This is a genomic window from Ensifer sp. ZNC0028, assembly GCF_000799055.1.
Classification (GTDB): Bacteria; Pseudomonadota; Alphaproteobacteria; order Rhizobiales; family Rhizobiaceae; genus Ensifer.
In genome coordinates this window covers 1-20,599 of sequence record NZ_JTLA01000095.1, presented here as the reverse complement: position 1 = coordinate 20,599, position 20,599 = coordinate 1, and the positions used below count along the sequence as shown (strand labels likewise).

The following is a 20,599-nucleotide window of genomic DNA, read 5'->3' as shown; positions in this document are numbered from 1 at the left end:
CCTACGGCGCCGTCTGTGTGGCCGGCATGCGCTCACATTGATTGGCGAACAGGCGTTCGCTCAGGAAATCGACGAAGACGCGGACCTTCGGCGAGAGATGCCGGTTTGACGGCCAGAGCAGGTGGAACTGCCCGGGGGTGTCGAGGTAGGCGTCGAGCACGGTGCGCAGCCGGCCGTCGCTGAGCGGCTGGCGCGCGAGGAAATCGGGCAGGCAGCCGATGCCGAGACCGCTGAGGACGGCACCGCTCAACGCCTCCATGTTGTTGCAGTTGAGGATGGTCCTGATCTGCGGTTCGGGTCCGCCCGGCGGCATGGCGATCGGCCATTCCTGCAGCTTGCGGCTGTTGGGAAAACGGAAGTGGATCGCGTCGTGGCCATCAAGATCGCGCGGGCATTCGGGCGTGCCGTGTCGGTCGAGATAGGCAGGCGACGCGCAAAGCAGAAGCTGGAAAGGCCTGAGCGCCCGGGTCATCAGCCGCGAATCGGGCAGCACGCCGCTGCGGATGGCGACATCCACTTCCTCGTCGATCAGATCGACGATGCGGTCGTTGAAGTCGAGATCGAGTTCGACCTCGGGGTAGCGCCGCACGAAGTCCGGCAGCACCGGCAGCAATAGATGGTAGCTGACGATCGGCACGCTGACGCGCAGCCGTCCGCGCGGCACGGCCACTGCTTCGGCCAACGATGCCTCGGCGTCGTCGAGATCGTCGAGGATGCGGCGGCAGCGCTCATGAAAGAGCCGGCCTTCCTCGGTCAACCTTATGCTTCTGGTCGAGCGCTGCAGCAGGCGGACGCCGAGCTCTCGTTCGAGATTGGTGACGGCCTTGCCGACCGCTGAAGCGGACAGGCCAAGCACGCGCCCGGCGGCGACGAAGCTGCCGAGATCGGCGGTGCGGACGAAGGCGGTCAAGCCGCTCAGGCGATCCATTGCTTCTCCATTCGAGCGCTTTATTCCGGTATAAATGGCATAACGGTGTGATTTTCATCCGATTATGTCGAAACTATCCTGCATTCGTCAATCGATACCCGGCAACTGCCGACATCAAGACGGAGGTCCGGCGGGCCTGCGCGGGTATCCCCTTTGCTCGAACGGATGGAACGGGGAATGAGAACCGAAATTCGAGAATCACGCGGGCGCCGTCTCGTGCTCCTTGCGGTCTGTTGCGCCGCCGCGGCAATGCCGCTCACCTTTACCGGACCGGCGGTGGCGCTGCCGTCGATCAGTCGCAGCCTCGGCGCCGATCCGGTTGCCCTCAACTGGGTCACCAACGCCTTCATGCTGACCTTCGGCAGCTCGCTGATGGCGGCAGGCGCACTTGCCGACAGCTTCGGCCGCAAGCGTGTTTTCCTCAGCGGTCTTGCGGCCTTCCTACTGTTTTCGGTCGGGCTCGCCTTTGCTCGCAATATCCTTTGGTTCGATATCCTGCGCGCCCTTCAGGGCATAGGGGCAGCCGCCGCTTTTTCCGGCGGCATGGCGTCCCTTGCGCAGGAGTTCGACGAGAGCGAGCGGCTGCGCGCCTTCAGCCTGGTCGGCGCCAGCTTCGGTGTCGGCCTTGCCTTCGGGCCGATCGCGTCGGGCCTGATGGTCGAGGCCTTCGGCTGGCCGGCGATCTTCGGTCTTGTGGCCGTTCTCGCCAGCCTGTCCCTGGCGCTCGGCGGGGTCTTCCTGCGGGAGACGCGCGATCCGGATGCCTCCGGGCTCGACTGGAAGGGAGCGGCAAGCTTCACCGCGGCGCTCACAACGCTCACGTCAGGCATCCTGCAGGGTCCGGAAAGCGGCTGGAGCCATCCGCTGGTGATCGCGATGCTTGCGGCATCGGCGCTCTTCTTTCTGGCCTTCTGGCGGGTCGAGCGTTCTGTCGCGCGGCCGATGCTGGATCTGACGCTTTTTCGCTATCCGCGTTTCATCGGCGTGCAGTTGCTGGCGGCAGCCCCTGCCTATGGCTTCGTGGTGCTGCTCATCCTGCTTCCGGTCCGCTTCATCGGTATTGAAGGCATGAGCGCCGTTGAGGGCGGACGGATGATGATCGCCATGTCCGCGCCGCTTTTGATCCTGCCGATCGTAGCCGGGTTTCTGACGCGCTGGTTCACGCCGGCGGTCATTTGCGGCGTGGGCTTGCTGCTCTCGGCGGCCGGGCTCTTCTGGCTCAGCCTGTTTCCGGCGGGGGCCGGGCCGGACACACTGCTTGCACCGCTGCTGCTGATCGGCCTTGGCATCAGCCTGCCCTGGGGGCTGATGGACGGACTTGCCGTCAGCGTCGTGCCGAAGGAGCGCGCCGGCATGGCAACGGGGATCTTCAGCACGACGCGCGTGGCCGGGGAGGGCATTGCCCTTGCGATCGTGACCGCCATCCTTTCCGCGCTCACGGCCTGGAATCTGGGGCCGGAGGCCGGCGCCAATGCCGCTCCGATGGCGCAGCGCATCGTCACCGGCAACCTCGCGGCGGCGACGCTCCTTGCACCGGAGACATCGCATGCCGCGCTGCTGCAGGCCTATGGCGATGCGTTCAGCGTCCTGCTTTTGGTTTTGACCGGCATCACCGTCGCAACCGCGGCCGTCGTATTCTTCTTCATCGGCCGGGGCGACAGGGCTCTCGGCGACGCGGAGATCGAAGCCGGCGCGCTGCCTTTCGACGCGATTGCCTGCGGAGAAACCGGAACCGGCCGATCCAATCTTTGACAAGCGCCGCTTAATCCAGCATATGCTTGTCCATCGACCGCCTGCGCGAAAATTCGCGCGGGCGGTTTTGCGTTTGAATGGGCTTGCGTTTGCAACTCGTTTGCATCTGCACGAGGAATGACAATGACATCTGGAACCGAAAACCGCACCGTGCTCCGCCTTGCTTTCTGGGGCATACCGCTCTCGCTCGCTGTGCTCGGCCTGAAGCTGCTTGCCTGGTGGCTGACAGGCTCGATCGCGCTTCTCTCCGACGGGCTGGAGTCGACCGTCAACGTGATCGCGGCGGTCATCGCCTATCTGATGATCGGCTATGCCTCCAAGCCGGCCGACGCCGGTCATCCCTTCGGTCACCACAAGGCGGAGTATTTCTCGGCCGTCATCGAAGGCGTCCTGATCGTCGTTGCGGCATTGCTCATTGTCTGGGAGGCGGTGCCGGCAATGATGGCGCCGGTGTTGATGGAAGCCCCGGCCCTGGGCCTTGCGATCAACTTCGTGGCCGGCGTTATCAACGCCATCTGGGCCTATGTGCTGATCACCGCCGGCCGCAAGCACCGCTCGCCGGCGCTGAGCGCCGACGGCCACCACATCCTGTCGGATGTCGTCACCTCGATCGGCGTTCTCATCGGTCTCGTTCTCGCGATTGCCACCGGCTATGCGATCCTCGATCCCTTGCTTGCCGTCATCGTCGCCTGCAACATCCTCTATCAGGGGTGGATGGTGATCTCGCGCTCGATCGACGGTCTGATGGACCGGGCTGTGCCGGCCGAGGAGGAGGAGGCGATCAAGCAGGCGATCGCCGCCAACGCCGCAGGTTCGCTGGGCGTGCATGATCTCAAGACCCGCCAGGCCGGGCCGGCTATCTTCGTGGACTTCCACATGGTTGTGCCGGAGCTGATGCCGGTCGGCGAGGCGCATGATATCTGCGACCGCATCGAAGACGCGATCCGTGCCGTGCATCCCGGCGCCAAGATCGCGATCCATGTGGAGCCCGAAGGCGAGAAGGCCCACGGCGTGCGCGTGAAGACGACAGTCGGGCGCCACTGATTCACGGTCGATGGCGCTTCAACCGTGACGAGGTTTCCTTCTTGAGGCAGTTCTGATTTAACGGCCGCAAACGGAGCGGGCCGGCGAGGGCAGAGGCCAGCGTCGACCGCATCCACGCGCGGATGTTCTCATGGAGCAACAGGCAAATGAGCAAGACTGACGTATCCGGCCTTTCGCAACTGGGCGCAAAGGTCGACCTGCCGCAGAGCCCGGAAGACGCTGTTCTGGAGCGGGTGCCGAGCGGCAACAAGGGCAAGGATTATCTGGTCCGCTTCACCGCGCCGGAATTCACCTCGCTCTGCCCGATGACCGGCCAGCCGGATTTCGCCCATATCGTCATCGACTATGTGCCCGACGAATGGCTGGTGGAATCGAAGTCGCTGAAGCTGTTCCTGCATTCCTTCCGCAACCACGGCGCCTTCCACGAGGACTGCACCATCGAGATCGCCCAACGGCTGGTGTCGTTGCTTCAGCCACGCTGGCTTCGCATCGGTGCCTATTGGTATCCGCGCGGCGGCATCCCGATCGACGTCTTCTGGCAGACCGGCAAGCCGCCCGAGGGCCTGTGGCTGCCCGACCAGGGCGTGCCGACCTATCGCGGTCGCGGCTAAGGACCAAGTTCGGCGCTACGCCGTGAATGACTGGCGCTTGAGCCATGCGTCGACGATGCGCGCGACGACCTCGCCGGTTGGGTCGCGCGTGTCCACTTCGAGGTCGTAGGCGCAATAGTCATGCGTCTTCAGGTGAAAGCGGGCTTCGCCGATGGTGCGATCGCCGCGCTCGCGCTCGCGTCGTTCGAGGTCTTCGATAGGTGCATGCACGCCGACCCAGAAGACATCGAGATGCGCAGTTCGCGTCCTCAGATCCTCGGCCCAGCTCTTCTCCTCGACGATGTGCTCGACGATCAGATCGTTTCCGGCCTCGGCAAAGGCCGCGATCGACCGATGAAACCCGTCGAAGAACCGATTGCGCTCGCCGCGCATGCCATGATGCATGCCGCGTTTGAGGACGCGAAATCCGGCGTCTGCAAGCTGATCAGACGCGTAATAGCAGAAGGGCTCCGGGAGGGTTTCCCGGAGCGCCTTTGCCAGCGTTGACTTTCCGGCACTCGATGTGCCGTTCAAAAAGATAATTCGTCCGTGCTGCACGCGTGTTTGATCTCAGCTGAAGATGAGGGCTGCGCCGACCAGAGCCGTCACACCGCCGAGGATCCGCGCCAGCAGCCCGCCGCCGGAGAGGCGCTGAAGGGTGACGCCGAGGCCGATGCCGGCTACGTGAAGTGCTGCGGTGGCGAGGATGAAACCGACTGAGAAGGCGAGCGCCCCGGCGCTGCCAAGCTCGGCGCCATGGGCATGGCCGTGGAAGAGCGCGAAGACGCCGACGATCGCAGCGGACGCAGCCGTGTCGAGCCGCACCGCCATGGCAACGAGCAGGCCGAGTGCGACCACCGAGGCGAGGATCGCCGGCTCGACGAAGGGCAGGCCGACACCGGCTACCGCGAGCGCGAAGCCCACCGCCATCATCGAGACAAAGGCCGTCGGCACGACCCACAGCGCCCGGCCGCCGATCTGCGCCGCCCAGAGGCCGACGGCGATCATGACGAGGATATGGTCGATCCCGAACAGCGGATGCGAGAAGCCGGCGGCAAACGAGCCGTGCTCTGCCGGGTTGAGATGGGCGAAGGCGGGTGCGGCGGAGGCGATCAGCGCCGCAGCGGCGATCAGGATGCGTCTGTTCATGCGTGTCCCCATGGATCGGCGGGACCTGGGAGGTCGGCCCCACTCTTGAGTGTTTGACGCTGACGATCTTATTGGGCGTTGCGGGCCTGTCTATACGGCATTTGGCGGTAGGTGTTTTTACCATAAGCGTAGTCGACCTTGCCGCTTTGTCGCCGCTTCGGTTTGTTGCATTGTCTTCGGGGTCGAGTCGCATTATCTGACTTTGACTGAAGACTTCATGAGACGCCGGAGAAAAACGGATGATGAACGACGACGAGGACGACAAGAAGACCGAATTGCCGCTCGGCAAGGAAACGGAGGCGAACCTTTTCAAGTCGCGTTCGATTTTCATCTACGGCTCTATCAATCAGGAACTGGCGCAGAAGGTCTGCTCGCAGCTCGTGGCTCTTGCCGCCGCCAGCGACGAAGACATCCGCATCTTCGTCAATTCCCCGGGCGGCCATGTCGAGTCGGGTGACAGCATCCACGACATGATCAAGTTCGTGAAGCCGAAGGTCTGGACCATCGGTACCGGCTGGGTCGCCTCCGCCGGCGCACTGATCTTTGTCGGCGCGCCGAAGGAGCGCCGCATTTGCCTGCCGAACACCCGCTTCCTGCTTCACCAACCGTCGGGCGGCACCCGCGGCATGGCTTCGGACATCGAGATCCAGGCACGCGAAATCATCAAGATGAACGATCGCCTGAACAAGATCTTCGCTGACGCAACCGGCCAGCCGGTGGAGAAGATCGCCAAGGACACGGACCGCGACTACTGGCTTTCTGCCGAGGAAGCGAAGTCCTACGGTCTCGTTTCGCGGATCATCTCGTCTGCTGCGGACATCTGAGTTCGCACGCAAGCCAAGGTTTTGGAGGGCATCGGCAGTTCGCCGGTGCCCTTTTCTTTTGCGGTGATCCTCGTCATCGCGCGGCTTGCTCCGCTCCGGCAAGCCGTGTATAGGCTTTGGTCATGACCAAGGCTGACGCATATCGGATCGCCTCGATCCCCGCCGGACACGACACCAATCGTGCGCCGTCGCGCGCCTTCGCCTCGCTTCTTCTTCTCGGCCTTACTCGCGGTTGCCGGGTTCGCTGAGGAGCGCCCGGCGGCCGAAAAGCCACGCCGGCGGATGCTCCTCGACCCCATCAAGTGTTTTAGAATAAAGGCGCGTTCGGCGCGGCATTAGCCATCGCAATCCGATCCCCGATCGGCTATGGCAAGGCGGCCAGGACGTCCAGTGATGAAGAGAAGCTGCAATGATCCAGAAATCCCATCCCGTTAAGATTGGCATGCCGGAAGCGGCGGTGAAGTACCAGGCCTATCCGCAGATTGCGCTCACCGACCGCACCTGGCCGTCGAAGACGATCACCAAGGCGCCGATCTGGTGCTCGGTCGACCTGCGCGACGGCAACCAGTCGCTGGTCGATCCGATGGGCCACGACCGCAAGGCCCGCATGTTCCAGCTGCTGCTCGACATGGGCTTCAAGGAAATCGAGATCGGCTTCCCCTCGGCTTCGCAGACCGACTTCGATTTTGCCCGCTGGTGCATCGAGGAAGGCAATGTCGCCAAGGACGTGTCGCTGCAGGTGCTGGTTCAGTGCCGGCCGGAGCTGATCACCCGCACCTTCGAGGCCCTGGAAGGCGCGCACCAGCCGATCGTGCATTTCTACAATTCCACCAGTGAGTTGCAGCGCCGCGTGGTGTTTGCCAAGGATGTGCGTGGCATCAAGCAGATCGCGACCGACGCCGCCAAGATGATCACCGACATGGCGGCCAAGGCCGGCGGCGGCTACCGTTTCGAATATTCGCCGGAAAGCTTTACCGGTACCGAACTCGAAGTGGCGCTGGAGATCTGCAACGCGGTCACCGAGATCGTCAAGCCGACGCCGGACAACAAGCTGATCCTGAACCTGCCCTCGACCGTCGAGATGGCGACGCCCAACATCTATGCCGACCAGATCGAATGGATGTGCCGCAACCTCGACAACCGCGAGAGCCTGATCATTTCGCTGCACCCGCACAACGACCGCGGCACCGGCATTGCCGCCACCGAGTTGGGCCTGATGGCAGGTGCTGACCGCGTCGAAGGCACGCTGTTCGGCAATGGCGAGCGCACCGGCAACGTCGACGTCGTGACGCTGGCGCTGAACATGTTCACGCAGGGTGTCGATCCGCAGCTCGACTGCTCGGACATCGAGCGGATCAAGGAAGTCTACGAATACTCCAACCAGATGGTGATCCCCGAGCGCCATCCCTACGTCGGCGAACTGGTCTACACGGCCTTCTCCGGCTCGCACCAGGACGCGATCAACAAGGGCATGAAGGCGATCAAGACCGCCAACAAGCCGCTCTGGGAAGTGCCGTATCTGCCGATCGACCCGCGCGATGTCGGCCGCTCCTATGAGGCGATCATCCGCATCAATTCGCAGTCGGGCAAGGGCGGCATCGCCTACATCCTCCAGGAAGACTACGGCATCAACCTGCCGCGCAACCTCCAGGTGGAGTTCCGCGAGGATATCCAGCGCATCACCGACGAAGAGGGCAAGGAGCTTCCCTCGAAGAAGATCTACGAGCGCTTCATCGAGCGTTATGTCGAGCAGCCGGGCGCGCGCATCAAGTTCGTCGACCACCACACCTATCCGGTGGGCGAGCACAAGGGCGTGCGCGTGGTGGCTGCTGAGATCACCGACAATGGCGAGGTCAAGCGCATCGAAGGCAAGGGCACCGGCCCGATCGACGGCTTCATCAACGCGCTGTCGATCTATCTCGGCATCGACCTCTCGGTCGCCGACTATTCCGAGCACTCGCTGCAGCACGGCTCGAACGCAGCCGCGATCGCCTATGTCGAGATGGAGCATCCCGGCGGCAAGCTGTTCGGCGCCGGCATCAACACCAACATCGTGGCCGCTTCCCTTGAAGCCATTGTTTCGGCGGCCAACCGTGTGCTCGAGATGCAGCGCGGCTGATACGCTCACCGTGACGAAATTCGGCCGCGTCGGGGAAACCCGGCGCGGCCTTTTCGTTTCACGGACAGGGTCGTTATAGGGGAAGGGGACTGCCGCCGATCTCAGATCGTCGCGGCGGCGGCTTCGGCGATGTCCTGCATGCCGACATGGGAAGACGGGCCGACGAGCACGAACGAGGCGCCGCCTCGCTGCCAGGAGACCATGCCGAGATCGTCACGGATGCTTTCGTCGAACTGGTCCGCCTGCGGGCCGGTGGTGCTCTTGAGGAAACAGATCGCGAAGATCTCGCCTTCGGCGCTGCGGTAGACGAGCTGTGCCACGGGCTTGCCGTTGGCGACGAGCAGCCGGGCACCCTCGAAGGTCAGGCCCTTGCCGGAAAGCTGCGGGATCTTGAAGGGAACGCCGACGCTAGAGGCAAGCCAGGTCTCGATCTTCGGCGCTTCCGTCGCCGGGACCTCGACCAGATGCTCCTTCTGCCGCGAATAGATGCGGTGATAGTCGGCGATGTCGTCGAGCCAGCCACGGGCTGCGGCGAGCTTGGTCGGCTCGCTGCCGGTGTTTGCCGTTCCGACGATGAAGCCGGCGCCGGCGCCGAGCAGCAACAGGGCTACAGATGCGGCAACCATGCGTGGCCAGACCCGCGCGTGCCGGACAGTGGTCGTCGTTGCGGCAATCCGCTCGGTCTTCGGATTGCTCCCGGGACCCTGCTTGATTTGCCGGACGAGAGCGAGCGGCACGGGATCGTGCAGGAAATCCTCGAAGGCGGTATCGCCAAAGCTGCTGCCGGCCTTCAGCCTCTCGAACAATGCCTTGGCGTCCTCGTCGCGGGCAAGAATCGCGTCGAGTTCGGTTCGTTCAGCTTCGCCGATCTCGCCGTCGATATAGGCGGAAAGGCGCACTTCGAGCGCTTGACCCCTTGTCTGTTGCAACGGTCAGGCCCTCCTTTCGGTATTCTCTGAGATCATCGCCGCGAGCCTGAGGCGCGCGGTCGACAGTCTACTCATGACGGTGCCGATCGGAATGCCCAGGATATCGGCGGTCTCGCGATAGCTGTGGCCTTCGACATTGACCAGCAGGAACACGCTCGCCAGCCCCTCGGGCATCGACAGGATCATCTTCTGCAACTGATTGGCGTAGACGGCTTTTTCGGCCGACGGCTCGATGCTGAGCTCGTCATGTCCGAGCGCATCGACGGTGCCGCTGCCGGTGCGGACCTTGCGCTTGCGGATTTCGTCGACCCAGAGGTTGCGCGTCATCGCGTAGACCCAGCTTTCCAGCCGGCCCTCTCCGTTCCAGAGGTGGCTGCGGGTGATCGCGCGCTCGCAGGCTTCCTGGACGAGGTCGTCGGCGTCATTGGCATTGCGCGTCAGCGTCATCGCGAAACGGCGCAATTTGGGCAGCAGGCTGACCAAGTCGCGTCTGAAGTCCTTCGTTTCTGCCGCTGGACGCATTTCTCTTCCAATGAAACGTGCCGGATCATGCATTTATTCGCCGTGCTGGGCACGAGCGGATGATATGAAACATTTGCTCCTTAGTCTGCAAGGGAAGTCCCGGAACGGAAAGCAAATTCTGCTGCTTCATCGCGCCTTTTCCCAAAAAGCTTTCGCTCACCCGCAGCCGTTAATCACGCGCTTCGTTACCGTTAACTGCAACGGTGGCCGGAGATCGCGTCAAAGTTCGGCCCGAATCTGACCGGACCTCATGCACAACTGCAGGTCGATGTCGGGGACACGCCAATGAACGCAAAGCATCGCAATGGCATGAGTATTGTCAGGTTTGTCGGGAGACATTGTGGCCGACGCCGCATTCGGGGAGGTGCGGTCGTCATTCGCACGGCTGCGCTGGTGCCGCTGTTTGCGGGGCTTGCCGCCTGCCAGAGCGCCCAGGTCATGGAAACGGGGTCGCTATCCTCCTACAAGGATTTCGTTGCCAGCGACGGGATGGTGACCAAGACGAAGTATCGGGTGGATTCCGCCGCCACCAAGAACGTCAAGACCGTGCATGTGATCCCGACGACCTTTGCCGCCACTGCGGATCTCGACAAGCTCGGGGATCCGCAAAAGAAGCTGGTGGCAACCGCGATCGACCGCTCGCTCTGCGAAGCCCTGAGCGCGCAATTCGACGTCGTGCCAATCTCCAAGCCCGCCGACATGGCGGTACGCTCCGTGATCAGCAAGGTCAAATCGACCAATGCCGTCGTCGCCGGCGTGTCGACCGTCACCTCGGCCGTTTCTCCGATCCCGGTTCCGCGCATTCCGATCGGCCTTGGAAGCCTCGCGGTCGAGGCGGAGGCCTTCGACCCGCAGGGCAAGCAGATCGCCGGCCTTGCATGGGCGCGTGGCGCCAACATCCTCACCAACGGCTCCCGCGCCTCGACGGCGGCAGACGCCTTCGAGCTTGCAGGCGATTTCTCGAGCGACTTCAGCGCGCTGCTCGAAAAATCGGGCGACCCGATGAAGTCCGATTTCGAGCTGCCGTCGATGAAGAACGTCAAGAACAGCGTCGCCTATGCGGTCACCGGTAAACCGACCGATCCGGATTGCGCCGTGTTCGGCAAGGGATCCGGCCTTGGCGGTATCGCCGGCGGCGCGCTCGGCCTGCCGCCGGAATGGTCGGAAAAGAAGAACGAGGCAAAGTCGATTGCCGACGGCACGACGGGAAGCGGTGCCCCGGCAGGCACGACGCCGGGAAGTGCGGCGCAGGGAAGTACAGCCAAGGGAACCGAGCCCAAGAAGGGCGGGGCGACGGCAAGCGGGTCGAAGAAAACCTGACGTCCCGGCTCATGTCCGTGGCACGTCGGATCGGGGCGGCGCCTGGCGCCGCCCGTCCAGTTTGTCGCCCGGTCAGTACTGACGGACGCCACCCAGCGACTGAAGCAGGGCGCGGTATGCCCAGGTGTTTTCGCCGCCGCGGTCGCGGATCTCGACCAGTTGCACCCGCGCTTCCTCGACGCGGCCCTGTTCGATCAGCGCCTGGCCCATGTAGGAGCGGGCGAGGATGTAGTTCTCGTCGGCCTGCAGCGCGCGCTTGTAGTACTGCATGCCGAGTTCCATGCGCCCGGCCTTGCGGTTGGCATAGCCGAGATAGTTGAGCACCCGGGCGCTCTGCTGGTCCTTGACGGCCCCGAGCACACTGATCGAATTCTCATACTGGCCCGCATAGGCGAGTTCGCGGGCAGCCTGGAACAGGATGTCGTCGCCAAGCTCGCTCTTCTTGGCATCGACGCAGGCTTTCTTCTTGGCGTCCCAGACCTTGCCGTCGGTGCATTCGCTGGTGGTCTTGGTTTTCTTCGGCGGTTCGCTCGTATCCTCGCCGGCGGCCATCACCGCATGCGCCATGAAGCTGGTTGCCCCGGCGGCGAACAGGGCGAAAACGAGGTTCTTGTGGTTCATCATGCCATCTCCCATTGCTGGCGCATGACCGCGAAAGCCTCGCGCTGTTTCAAACGACTGCGTGTCCTGCATTCGCGCAGAGGCGGGCGCGCTGCCATGCGGCGGCGGACCGGGGTATGACGCAGCAGGGCCGGAGTTTATTCGCCGGGCGATGAATTTTCTGCGGAGGGAGCCGGCGTTTGGCTAGAAGCGCGTGGTTTCGGCGAGCGACACTGTGGTCGCATCGTCGTTCAGCGCGTAGCGCTCGCGCGTCAGGTGCCAGTTTCCCGCTTCACCGGCGACCGTGAACAGGTTGTAGGCAGCCGGTGGCTTGTGCCCGCCCGGTCCTTGCGAGGCGGACGCGATGCCGACGACCGGGACGGGGGCATGCTGGCCCTTCAGCCAATAAACGGTGTTGAGGTGGGTGTGGCCGTGGATCACAAGCTCCGCGCCGCCCGACGAGATCGTCGCGGCAAAGCGGCGAATGCCGATCATGCGCTTGTGCATCGAGGTCGCGCCGCGGATCGGCGGATGGTGGATCATGACGATGCGGAAGAGCCCGGCCTCGCCGGCTTGCCTTAGCAGGTTGACGGTGGCGCGCGCCTGGCGCTGGCCGAAATAGCCGCTGGCAGCAAAGGGCGGGGTTGCAACCGCGGTCGAGCAGCCGATCAGCGCCACCGGACCGCGCACGCGCATGTAGGGAAAGCAATGGTGCCGGTCATGCCAATGCGCCGGCGCATCGTCGCCGCGCATGTAGGGATACCAGGCGCGGGTGGTCTTCTCGTAGGCGCCCGGCACATAAGCGTCGTGGTTGCCCGGAACGACGGAGATGTTTTCCGGCTTGCCCGCATCCTCCAGCCACTCGGTGACCGCCTTGATCTCGAGGGAGGAGGCGAGATTGACGAGATCGCCCGTCATCGCCAGATGGTCCGGATCCTTCTTCTCGATGTCGGCCAAAAGGGTGTCGAGCGTACCGGTAAAGAGATGGCGGCTGCGGTTGCGGTGCCAGTTGACGAAACCGGTGATGCGCTTGGAGGCGAGTTCCCTGAGGGATAGCTCGGGCAGCGGCCCGAGATGAACATCGGAGATATGGGCAAGTTTGAACATCGCCCCCGTCTAGCGCATATTCCGGCCGAGGGGAATCAGGTCGCCCGATGAATCGCGCGTGGCCGGGACGAGGAAGGAAAAAACGCCTGGAACAGGATCGGCCACCGGAGATGCGGCGCTGGTATCTTCGGCTCCTGATGTGGCTTGCACATGGCTACTACGCTGTGGCGCGCGGCATGACGATGGGTGTGCGGGCGGCCTGTTTCGATGGCGAGGGCCGCGTTTTCCTCGTCCGCCACTCCTACCTGCCGGGCTGGCACCTGCCGGGCGGGGGCCTCGACCGCGACGAAGCCTCGATCGACGGATTGTTGCGGGAGTTGCGCGAGGAGGGGAACCTTGAGGTTTCGGCGCCGCCGGTGCTCGTCCAGGTCTATTACAACAGGCGTACCAGCCGCCGCGACCATGTCGTCTTCTACCGCTGCGATGGCGTCAGCCAGACCGCGCCGAAAACGCCCGATCTCGAAATTGCCGAAAGCGGCTTCTTCGCCCTGGACGCGCTGCCGGACGACACCACGCCGGCAACACGCCGCCGGCTTGCGGAACTTGCCGGCGACGCCGCAATCGACCGCTATTGGTAGCGATCGATTGTCCGTTTCAGTGCGGGCTTACAGCGCCTCACGGCCGTGCGGGGCGGTGAGGTCGAGTACCGGGCCCACCGGCACGACGCCCGTCGGGTTGATGGTCGTGTGGCTGCGGTAGTAGTGCTCCTTGATGTGGCGCATGTCGACGGTCTCGGCCACGCCCGGCACCTGATAGAGTTCCCGCAGATACCCTTGCAGGTTCGGATAGTCGGCGATGCGGCGGACGTTGCACTTGAAGTGGCCGACATAGACGGGGTCGAAGCGCACCAGCGTCGTGAACAGCCGCCAGTCGGCCTCGGTGAGACGGCTGCCGGTGAGGTAACGGTGCGAGCCGAGGCGCTCTTCAATCTTGTCCAGGCGGGCAAAGAGTGCGCTCACACTTTCCTCGTAGGCGGCTTGCGTGGTGGCAAAGCCGGCCTTGTAGACGCCGTTGTTGACGTCGTTGTAGACGGCGGTGTTCATCGCATCGATCTCGCCGCGCAGCTCTTCCGGGTAGAAATCGAGCGTCGAGCCGGTCAGGCCATCGAAGGCGGAATTGAACATCCGGATGATCTCGGAGGATTCATTCGAGACGATCGTGTTCTGCTTCTTGTCCCAGAGGACGGGCACGGTCACGCGGCCGGAATAGTTGGCGTCGGCGCGGGTGTAGAGCTGCCACAGCGCCTTCGAACCGAAGAGATGGTCGCCGCTGCCGATGCCGCCGTCCTTGAACTCCCAGCCTTGAGCGAGCATCAGCGGATCGACCACCGAAACCGAGATCAGGTCCTCGAGCTTCTTCAGCTTGCGGAAGATCAGCGTGCGGTGCGCCCAGGGACAGGCGAGCGAAACATAGAGATGGTAGCGATCGGCCTCGGCCTTGAAGCCGGCGTCGCCGCTCGGGCCGGCCGATCCGTCCGCCGTCACCCAGTTGCGGAACTGCGAAGCGCTGCGCTTGAAGTGACCGTTCGTTGCCACCGTGTCGTACCAGACGTCCTGCCAGACGCCATCCACCAACCTGCCCATCGGACAAACTCCTTCGTGATCGTTGCCTCAATAGATAACGTTTCCAGCGCCATTCGATAGGTAGCGAAATCGGAACAGTGCGTTTTAGGCTTTGACAGAGGGCAAATTTCTGCTATCGGCGATTTCACAACTTTTTTCGTGTCTGGAAGAATCCACACAGATGATGTTCTCGGGAAACCTGCGACGACGCTGATGCTGCCAACGCCCTCATCGGGCGAAGCCATCCCTATGTCTGTTCGCATGCCTGGGTTCTCGATCTCATGAAAAAGCACGATCTCGTCTATCTGACCGAAGACGCGTCCCACGACGCAGCCATCGAAATCATCAATGAAGAAGCTTTCGGCCCGGGCCGGTTCGCACGCGCTGCTGCGCGCATTCGCGAGCAGGGGGCGCATGACCGGTCGCTTTCCTTCATCTGCGCCGACAACGGCGAGACGATCGCATCGGTCCGGATGACGCCCGTCATGGCAGGCTCGATCAAGGGCCATCTGCTCGGGCCGCTCGCCGTCCGGCCGTCGCACAAGAACCAGGGCATCGGCCGGGAACTGGTGCGCATCGCGGTCGAGGCGGCACGGCGGAAGGGCTCGCACGCGGTGATCCTCGTCGGCGATCCGCCCTATTATCAGCCGCTCGGTTTCGAGAAGGTGCGCTACGCGGCACTCGAGTTCCCGGGGCCGGTCGATCCGGCGCGGGTGCTTGTCGTGCCGATGGCCGAGGGCGTGCATGCCGGACTTTCCGGCGTCATTGCCTGGCGGGATGACAAGCTGGTTCAGGTGCAGCCGATCGCGTTGCCGCTGGCCGGCTGACGCTGACCTTATCGCGTCACGAGCGACTTCTTCAGAAACACCCGGGTTCGGCCAACAGGGAAATCCGGCAGTTCACCGAAGGCCTCATAGCCCTGACGTTCGTAGGCGCGCAGGGCCTGCGGGTTGAAGGTGTCGATCCAGGCGCTGTGGCAGCCGCGACTGCGCGCTTCGTCCTCGGCCGCCTGCAGCAACTTGCCGGCAAGCCCCTGGCCGCGAAGATCTTCCGGCAGCCACAGCCACTGCACGAACAGCCAACCCCAGCCGGTGTAACCGTTCAAGCCACCGCGTCGTCCCTTTGCTTCGGGACCACCGACAAGCACGGCGAGGGGGCGGCGCTCCGACGGGCCGATGTCGGCGGCGTTGAAGGCGGTCAGGCCGTTGCCGATGGCTTCGATCGCTTCGGGCGGTGCGGCGTCGGTGACGACGAACATCAGTCCTTACCTTTCGACACGGCGCATGCTGAAAACATCCAGACGGTCCTCGCCGACATCCGTCTCGTCGAGTTGCCAGCCGAGGCGCTCGTAGAAGGCGCGCTTGCCCGAGAGGGCGCAGAGATGCACGGCTTCGGCGCCCGTATCGAGCGCCGCCTGCGCTGCCTTCAGCACGATGTCGCCGCCGACGCCTGCGCCGCGGAACTGTGGATCGACCCAGACGGCAGCGACCCAGGGGGTGAGATCCGGCCGCTCCTCAAGATCGGAAGCGATGACCGAGGCGGTGCCGACGAAATCGTCGCCGGCATGGGCCACCAGACACAGCTGCTCGGTATCGGCGGCAAGGCTCTCCTGAAGCAGGCCGGTGATGTGCTCCAGCGGAAAGCCATGGGGCTCCCACCAGGCGCGCCAGATGCGGTCTGCCACGGCATCGAAGAAATGCGGCGCTTCGCGGAGGTCGCTGACGATCATGGTGCGCTCGCTCATCGTCCCTCGCGATACCAGGTGGCGGAAATCAGCAGCAGCAGCGCCGCAAGACCAAGGAAGCCGGTAAACAGCGGCACGGAATTGACGCCCTTCAGCACGGTTTCGTCGGTCATGCGGATCGAGAGCCGCTGGTCGTCTGCTGCACGCACCGAGCCCCTGACCGGCAGAACCGTGGGCAGGTCGAGCGGTCCATCGGCACTGGCAAGGCGCCGCACGAGGCCCTTGGTCTTGTCCGCCCAGGGACGCAGCTTGTCCTCGGTCGAGATCGCCGCCTTGAATTCCGGGGCGTTGGGGTCGCCGACATGGGCAAGGGCCGTGAGTTCGCCGTTCGACATCTCGAACAGCCCGGTTTCGGTGGTGGCGACTTCGGCCGAGTAGAGGCCCGGCTGGCGTTCGGTCAGCTTGACGTCCTGCTTCTCGCCGGAAGGCGAGGTCAGCGTCACCGGACCCGGATCGCCATCGATCGTCTGGCGGGTGATTTCCAGCGTGCGGCCGCGTGCGCGCGCGGTCAGCGCCTCTTCTTCGAGCGAAGGCTCCTGCATCAGCCAATGGGCGGTGCGGCGATAGAGCGACACGTGCGGGCCGCCGCCTTCGAAGCCGCGCGCCCAGAGCCAGCCTTGGTCGGAGAGCAGCATAGCGACGCGGCCCTTGCCGACGCGGTTGAGCACCAGCAGCGGTTTGCCGTCGGCAGCTTCCATGACCGTATGGCCCTGCGGCCGGTTGACGTCGACCGTGCGGAACCAGCGGCCCCAGTGCGGCGGCTCGCTGTCGGAGCCTTCGAGACCGCGGGTCACCGGATGCTTCTTTCCTTCCTCCGACAGGCGGGGGAAGAAGGCCTTTTCGTTCATCACGCCCGTGGGTGCTGCCGGCAGCACGGCCTCAAGCGGTGTTGCCGCAATCGAATCGTCGCCGGCATGTTCGGGGCCGGCCGCAATCAGCAGCGCGCCACCGTTCTCCACATATTGCGCGATGTTGTCGTAGTAGAGGATCGGCAGCAAGCCGCGGTGCTGGTAGCGGTCGAGGATGATCAGGTCGAACTCGTTGATCTTGTCGACGAAGAGTTCGCGCGTTGGGAAGGCGATCAGCGACAACTCGTTGATCGGCGTGCCGTCCTGCTTTTCCTGCGGCCGCAGAATGGTGAAATGCACGAGATCGACGGCCGCGTCGGATTTCAAGAGGTTGCGCCAGGCGCGCTCGCCGGCATGCGGTTCGCCGGAGACCAAGAGCACACGCAGGTTCTCGCGGATGCCGTCGAGCACGTGGACCGCGCGGTTGTTGGCCGTCGTCACTTCGCCCGGAACAGCATCGACGGCAAATTCGAGCACGTTGTTGCCGCCGCGCGGAACGTTGAAGGCGAAGGGAACGTCGGTGCCGGGCTCGGCGCGCTCGCGGGCGATCTCGTTGCCGTTGAGGCGGATCGTGACTTCGGCGCTGCCGCCGGGGGCAGCGCCATCGTCGACCACCCGGAACGAGAGCTTCTGCTCCTCGCCCACGATGCCGAAGCGCGGCGGATTGATCAGTTCCACACGCCGGTCGAATTCATCGGGCTTGCCGGTGATCAGCCCGTGCACGGGCGCGTCGAAGCCGAGCGTGCGACCGACGTCGGGAATGTCATGGATCTGGCCGTCGGTGACGAAAATCGCGCCGCCGATGCGCGCCGGCGGAACGTCAGACAGCGAGGAGGCGAGCGCGGAGAAGAGACTGGTCGATGGCGAGACATCTGCCGGGTCGGTGTTTGCCTCGATGATGCGCGGTTCAATCAGCGGTATGGCCGCCAGCCGCTCCTTCAGGCCTTCGACGGCGCGATCGGTCTGCGCGGTGCGGTCGCCGTTCTGCTGGCTCTGGCTGCGGTCGACGACGACGGCGACGATGGTCGAGAGCGGATCGCGCAGTTCCACGAAAATCGAGGGATTGGCGATCGCAAGCCCCAGTGCCGCGAGTGCCGCCAGGCGCAGCCAGGCGCCGCGCACCTTCTGCCAGAGGCCATAGGCGATGAGCAGCGCCGCGACTGCTAGCAGCGGGACGAAGTAGATCCACGGGATCAGCGGGGCAAAGCCATAGGTCATCGATCGGCCCTCACTGTCCAAGCCTTTGCAGAAGGTCCGGCACGTGAACCTGATCGGCCTTGTAGTTGCCCGTCAGCATGTACATCATGATGTTGACGCCGGCGCGGTAGGCATATTCACGCTGCATTTCGTCCGGCGGCACCGTCGGCAGGAGCGGCGCGCCGTTGACATCAACCGCCCAGGCACCGGCAAAATCGTTGCCGGTGATCATGATCGGCGTGACGCCGTCGCCGCCGCGCACGGGGCGATTGCTGCGGTCTTCGTCGCCATTGGGGGCGGCCTCGACCCAGAGCTGGCTTTCCGCATAGCGCCCGGGGAAGTTCGAAAGCAGGTAGAAGGCCTTCGTCAGCACGTGATCGGAGGGCACTGGTTCCAGCGGCGGAATGTCGAGCCCGCTCAGCATCGCCTGCAGGCGCTGCACGTTGGGGCTGTCGCCGGCATCCGACGGTGTCAGCGAGGAAAACTGGTCGCGCGTGTCGAAGAGCACGGTGCCGCCGTTGCGCATATAGGCGTCGATCCGGCTCATCACCCGGCTGCTCGGCATCGGGGCGGTGGCCGAAACCGGCCAGTAGATGATCGGATAGAAGGCCAGCTCGTCCTGCTCGAGATCGACGCCGACGGGTGCGCCCGGTTCCAGCGCCGTGCGGTAGGTCAGATAGTTGCTGAGGCCGATGAGGCCCTGTTCGGAGAGGCGGTCGACCTCCTGCTCGCCGGTGATGACATAGGCGAGATGGGTCGTGTCCAGCCGCTGCAGCGTCTGCTCGTCGCTCGGCTGGCTGTCCTGCGCATGGGCGATCGCCGGGGCGAGCGCGACTGCAAGGCCGAGCGTTGCAAGGCCGAGCGTTGCGACCAGTGCCGCGGCCGCGGCGCCACGGCCTGCGCGCCGGCGCATCCCGGCGAGACCGCCGGCCATGTAGAGCACGATCAGCGTGTCGAGGACGAAAAGCGCCAGCGCCAGGCCGAAGAGATAGGGCCGGATCGAGAAAGGCCGGGCGCCCTCCAGTCCTTCGGCCCGTGCCCCGACGAGATTGCCGGCAATCGGGGTGAGCTTACCGCCGTCAGGCAGCAGATTGTTGGCGACGAAACCTTCTTCCGAGCCGTAGAGTCCCGGGGGCGTGTCGGCGGAAACGGTGGGCGCGACGCCGGGTGCGATTTCGAGCGGGCGGGCGCTGCCTGTATCGCCGGTCAGTTCGCCGCGGGCGCTTACCAGGCGGTACGGCGGCAATGTCTGGGCCTTGCTTGGCTGGTCGCCGGCAACGCCGCCAGCGCGCGACAGCTGGATCGACCGGCGCAGCATGTCGACGAACGAGCCTGAGATCGGCAGGTTCGACCAGTTCGGATCGGCGCTCACATGGAAGAGCACGATGCGGCCGCGGCCGCGCTCTGCGGTCGTAACCAGCGGCGTGCCGTCGGCGAGGTTGGCCCAGGTCCGCTCCGTCAGATCGGGTGTCGGTTGCGCCAGCACCTGACGCTTCACCAGCACGTCACGCGGGCGCTCCAGTCCGGCAAAGGGGCTTGTGGGCGGGTAGTCGGCAAGCGGCTGTGGCTCCGACCAGGAAAGCGCGCCATCGAGCGTGCGCTCGCCTTGGCGAAGCACGACCGGAACGAGCGGGTCGTCGGCGGGAGCGCCGGCGAGCCTCGGGCCGGCGAAGCGCACCAGCATGCCGCCATTTTCCAGCCAGCGCGTGACCAGCGGGTAGCTTTCATCCGGCAGGCGGCCGACGTCGGCCATGACGAGGATCGACGGATTTTGCGCCAGGAGCTCGGCGATGGCCTTGCCGACCGCCTCCTCGCGGGGCTCGATCAGGTCGGCATGCGGCTCGAGCGCGCGCTTGATGTAATAGAGCGGCGAAAGCAGCGGCTGCGACTGATGGACCTCGCCGCTGAGAAGAGCGACCCGGCGGCGGCGGTTGCCGTCATCCAAGAGGTGGATGGCGCCGGCCGTCGCCTGGCCTTCGATCGTCAGGCGCGTGAAGTCGTTGCGCAGCTCGAAGGGCGCTTTCAACAAGGTGTCCGCCGTGGTGGCGCCGGTCGCGAAACGAAGCTCGCCTTCGGCGATCGCGGTGCCCCTGATGTCACGGGCGAGCACGTAATAGGCGCGTGGTTCGCCGAGCGGCAGGCGCGAGGCGGTAACCCGCATTCCGTCGTTTTCGTTGGTTGCGGCGGTCAGCGCGATGGCGCTTTCCGCATTGCCTTCGACCCGGCGGACATTGGCAGCGCCGAGCTCTGCGATCTGCTCCATCGTTCCGCCATTCGACGCTTCGATGCCGTCGCTGAGGAAGGCGAGGGTTCCGGGCGGAGTACCGGCAAATGCGGTCTTCATGGCGGCAAGCGCCCACGGCA

At 64.5% G+C, this 20,599-nt stretch carries 20 protein-coding genes; 8 read left to right on the top strand and 12 right to left on the bottom strand.

Features of this window, described 5'->3' with window-relative positions:
- Position 1 precedes the first annotated feature (1 nt).
- Positions 2–928 carry a LysR substrate-binding domain-containing protein gene (locus tag L981_RS22005; RefSeq protein WP_043621062.1) on the bottom strand — a complete coding sequence of 309 codons (927 nt, stop codon included), beginning with the start codon at positions 926–928 and terminating at the stop codon, positions 2–4.
- 177 nt (positions 929–1,105) lie between these two features.
- Here L981_RS22005 and L981_RS22000 point away from each other — a divergent pair, with 177 nt between their 5' ends.
- The 3 genes from L981_RS22000 to queF all read left to right on the top strand — a co-directional run bounded on the left by L981_RS22000 (position 1,106) and on the right by queF (position 4,335).
- On the top strand, positions 1,106–2,680 hold the full coding sequence (locus L981_RS22000) for an MFS transporter (protein WP_052201945.1): 1,575 nt from the start codon (positions 1,106–1,108) through the stop codon (positions 2,678–2,680).
- Between the two features lie 117 nt (positions 2,681–2,797).
- Positions 2,798–3,724, top strand: a complete 927-nt coding sequence (locus L981_RS21995; RefSeq protein WP_043621059.1) for a cation diffusion facilitator family transporter — start codon at positions 2,798–2,800, stop codon at positions 3,722–3,724.
- A 146-nt stretch (positions 3,725–3,870) separates the two neighbouring features.
- The gene (queF, locus tag L981_RS21990) at positions 3,871–4,335 is read left to right on the top strand and encodes a preQ(1) synthase (RefSeq protein WP_034788869.1); all 465 of its coding nucleotides are present in this window, start codon (positions 3,871–3,873) and stop codon (positions 4,333–4,335) included.
- A 15-nt stretch (positions 4,336–4,350) separates the two neighbouring features.
- On the opposite strand, the gene L981_RS21985 is transcribed toward queF, so the two are convergent.
- Both L981_RS21985 and L981_RS21980 read right to left on the bottom strand, forming a co-directional pair.
- Positions 4,351–4,872 (bottom strand): chloramphenicol phosphotransferase CPT family protein, encoded by a 522-nt coding sequence (locus L981_RS21985; protein WP_052201944.1) that lies wholly within the window; start codon positions 4,870–4,872, stop codon positions 4,351–4,353.
- A 12-nt stretch (positions 4,873–4,884) separates the two neighbouring features.
- Positions 4,885–5,463, bottom strand: a complete 579-nt coding sequence (locus tag L981_RS21980; RefSeq protein ID WP_043621056.1) for a HupE/UreJ family protein — start codon at positions 5,461–5,463, stop codon at positions 4,885–4,887.
- 239 nt (positions 5,464–5,702) lie between these two features.
- Between L981_RS21980 and L981_RS21975 the strand changes: the two genes are divergently transcribed.
- Both L981_RS21975 and leuA read left to right on the top strand, forming a co-directional pair.
- Entirely contained in the window at positions 5,703–6,287 is a 585-nt protein-coding gene (locus L981_RS21975; RefSeq protein ID WP_034788862.1) for an ATP-dependent Clp protease proteolytic subunit, read from the top strand.
- Positions 6,288–6,696: 409 nt separating this feature from the next.
- A complete protein-coding gene (gene leuA / locus L981_RS21970) occupies positions 6,697–8,406 on the top strand; it encodes a 2-isopropylmalate synthase (protein WP_043621053.1) in 1,710 nt (569 codons plus the stop codon).
- Between the two features lie 101 nt (positions 8,407–8,507).
- Here leuA and L981_RS21965 read toward each other — a convergent pair whose 3' ends face one another.
- Positions 8,508–9,335, bottom strand: coding sequence for an anti-sigma factor (locus L981_RS21965; RefSeq protein ID WP_043621050.1), 828 nt, complete (start codon positions 9,333–9,335; stop codon positions 8,508–8,510).
- Between the two features lie 3 nt (positions 9,336–9,338).
- Positions 9,339–9,857 carry an RNA polymerase sigma factor gene (locus L981_RS21960; RefSeq protein ID WP_034788854.1) on the bottom strand — a complete coding sequence of 173 codons (519 nt, stop codon included), beginning with the start codon at positions 9,855–9,857 and terminating at the stop codon, positions 9,339–9,341.
- 285 nt (positions 9,858–10,142) lie between these two features.
- Between L981_RS21960 and L981_RS21955 the strand changes: the two genes are divergently transcribed.
- Positions 10,143–11,177: a DUF3313 domain-containing protein gene (locus L981_RS21955; protein ID WP_082006118.1), complete on the top strand. Its 1,035-nt coding sequence runs from the start codon at positions 10,143–10,145 to the stop codon at positions 11,175–11,177.
- 72 nt (positions 11,178–11,249) lie between these two features.
- Here L981_RS21955 and L981_RS21950 read toward each other — a convergent pair whose 3' ends face one another.
- Together L981_RS21950 and L981_RS21945 are read right to left on the bottom strand one after the other, a co-directional pair.
- Positions 11,250–11,798 carry a tetratricopeptide repeat protein gene (locus L981_RS21950; RefSeq protein WP_082006121.1) on the bottom strand — a complete coding sequence of 183 codons (549 nt, stop codon included), beginning with the start codon at positions 11,796–11,798 and terminating at the stop codon, positions 11,250–11,252.
- A 183-nt stretch (positions 11,799–11,981) separates the two neighbouring features.
- Positions 11,982–12,884 carry a metallophosphoesterase gene (locus tag L981_RS21945; RefSeq protein WP_043621043.1) on the bottom strand — a complete coding sequence of 301 codons (903 nt, stop codon included), beginning with the start codon at positions 12,882–12,884 and terminating at the stop codon, positions 11,982–11,984.
- A 110-nt stretch (positions 12,885–12,994) separates the two neighbouring features.
- Between L981_RS21945 and L981_RS21940 the strand changes: the two genes are divergently transcribed.
- The gene (locus L981_RS21940) at positions 12,995–13,462 is read left to right on the top strand and encodes an NUDIX domain-containing protein (RefSeq protein WP_043621040.1); all 468 of its coding nucleotides are present in this window, start codon (positions 12,995–12,997) and stop codon (positions 13,460–13,462) included.
- A gap of 27 nt (positions 13,463–13,489) precedes the next feature.
- Here the strand turns inward: L981_RS21940 and L981_RS21935 are convergent, their stop codons facing one another.
- The gene (locus L981_RS21935; RefSeq protein ID WP_043621038.1) at positions 13,490–14,467 is read right to left on the bottom strand and encodes a glutathione S-transferase family protein; all 978 of its coding nucleotides are present in this window, start codon (positions 14,465–14,467) and stop codon (positions 13,490–13,492) included.
- A 260-nt stretch (positions 14,468–14,727) separates the two neighbouring features.
- On the opposite strand from L981_RS21935, the gene L981_RS21930 reads away from it, so the two are divergent.
- The gene (locus L981_RS21930) at positions 14,728–15,273 is read left to right on the top strand and encodes a GNAT family N-acetyltransferase (RefSeq protein ID WP_043621035.1); all 546 of its coding nucleotides are present in this window, start codon (positions 14,728–14,730) and stop codon (positions 15,271–15,273) included.
- An 8-nt stretch (positions 15,274–15,281) separates the two neighbouring features.
- Here L981_RS21930 and L981_RS21925 read toward each other — a convergent pair whose 3' ends face one another.
- From L981_RS21925 to L981_RS21910, 4 genes are all read right to left on the bottom strand, one after another.
- On the bottom strand, positions 15,282–15,704 hold the full coding sequence (locus L981_RS21925) for an N-acetyltransferase (protein ID WP_043621031.1): 423 nt from the start codon (positions 15,702–15,704) through the stop codon (positions 15,282–15,284).
- Positions 15,705–15,710: 6 nt separating this feature from the next.
- Positions 15,711–16,190, bottom strand: coding sequence for a GNAT family N-acetyltransferase (locus tag L981_RS21920; RefSeq protein WP_043621028.1), 480 nt, complete (start codon positions 16,188–16,190; stop codon positions 15,711–15,713).
- Complete coding sequence (locus L981_RS21915; RefSeq protein ID WP_043621026.1) at positions 16,187–18,256, bottom strand: membrane protein; 2,070 nt, start codon at positions 18,254–18,256, stop codon at positions 16,187–16,189. Before L981_RS21915 ends, L981_RS21920 begins: the two co-directional genes overlap by 4 nt.
- 10 nt (positions 18,257–18,266) lie before the next feature.
- Positions 18,267–20,599 (bottom strand): DUF4159 domain-containing protein (locus tag L981_RS21910; RefSeq protein WP_043621024.1); only part of this gene is annotated, 2,333 nt, incomplete at its 5' end.

Excerpts from the sequence above, each read along its gene's own strand:
- L981_RS21920 (WP_043621028.1), bottom strand. The coding sequence starts at position 16,190 with ATGAGCGAGCGCACCATGATCGTCAGCGACCTCCGCGAAGCGCCGCAT.
- queF (WP_034788869.1), top strand. The coding sequence starts at position 3,871 with ATGAGCAAGACTGACGTATCCGGCCTTTCGCAACTGGGCGCAAAGGTC.
- L981_RS21955 (WP_082006118.1), top strand. The coding sequence starts at position 10,143 with ATGAACGCAAAGCATCGCAATGGCATGAGTATTGTCAGGTTTGTCGGG.
- L981_RS21975 (WP_034788862.1), top strand. The coding sequence starts at position 5,703 with ATGATGAACGACGACGAGGACGACAAGAAGACCGAATTGCCGCTCGGC.
- L981_RS21960 (WP_034788854.1), bottom strand. The coding sequence starts at position 9,857 with ATGCGTCCAGCGGCAGAAACGAAGGACTTCAGACGCGACTTGGTCAGC.
- L981_RS21945 (WP_043621043.1), bottom strand. The coding sequence starts at position 12,884 with ATGTTCAAACTTGCCCATATCTCCGATGTTCATCTCGGGCCGCTGCCC.
- L981_RS21995 (WP_043621059.1), top strand. The coding sequence starts at position 2,798 with ATGACAATGACATCTGGAACCGAAAACCGCACCGTGCTCCGCCTTGCT.
- leuA (WP_043621053.1), top strand. The coding sequence starts at position 6,697 with ATGATCCAGAAATCCCATCCCGTTAAGATTGGCATGCCGGAAGCGGCG.
- L981_RS21925 (WP_043621031.1), bottom strand. The coding sequence starts at position 15,704 with ATGTTCGTCGTCACCGACGCCGCACCGCCCGAAGCGATCGAAGCCATC.
- L981_RS21930 (WP_043621035.1), top strand. The coding sequence starts at position 14,728 with ATGAAAAAGCACGATCTCGTCTATCTGACCGAAGACGCGTCCCACGAC.
- L981_RS21950 (WP_082006121.1), bottom strand. The coding sequence starts at position 11,798 with ATGAACCACAAGAACCTCGTTTTCGCCCTGTTCGCCGCCGGGGCAACC.
- L981_RS21915 (WP_043621026.1), bottom strand. The coding sequence starts at position 18,256 with ATGACCTATGGCTTTGCCCCGCTGATCCCGTGGATCTACTTCGTCCCG.
- L981_RS21980 (WP_043621056.1), bottom strand. The coding sequence starts at position 5,463 with ATGAACAGACGCATCCTGATCGCCGCTGCGGCGCTGATCGCCTCCGCC.
- L981_RS21940 (WP_043621040.1), top strand. The coding sequence starts at position 12,995 with ATGCGGCGCTGGTATCTTCGGCTCCTGATGTGGCTTGCACATGGCTAC.
- L981_RS21935 (WP_043621038.1), bottom strand. The coding sequence starts at position 14,467 with ATGGGCAGGTTGGTGGATGGCGTCTGGCAGGACGTCTGGTACGACACG.
- L981_RS22000 (WP_052201945.1), top strand. The coding sequence starts at position 1,106 with ATGAGAACCGAAATTCGAGAATCACGCGGGCGCCGTCTCGTGCTCCTT.
- L981_RS22005 (WP_043621062.1), bottom strand. The coding sequence starts at position 928 with ATGGATCGCCTGAGCGGCTTGACCGCCTTCGTCCGCACCGCCGATCTC.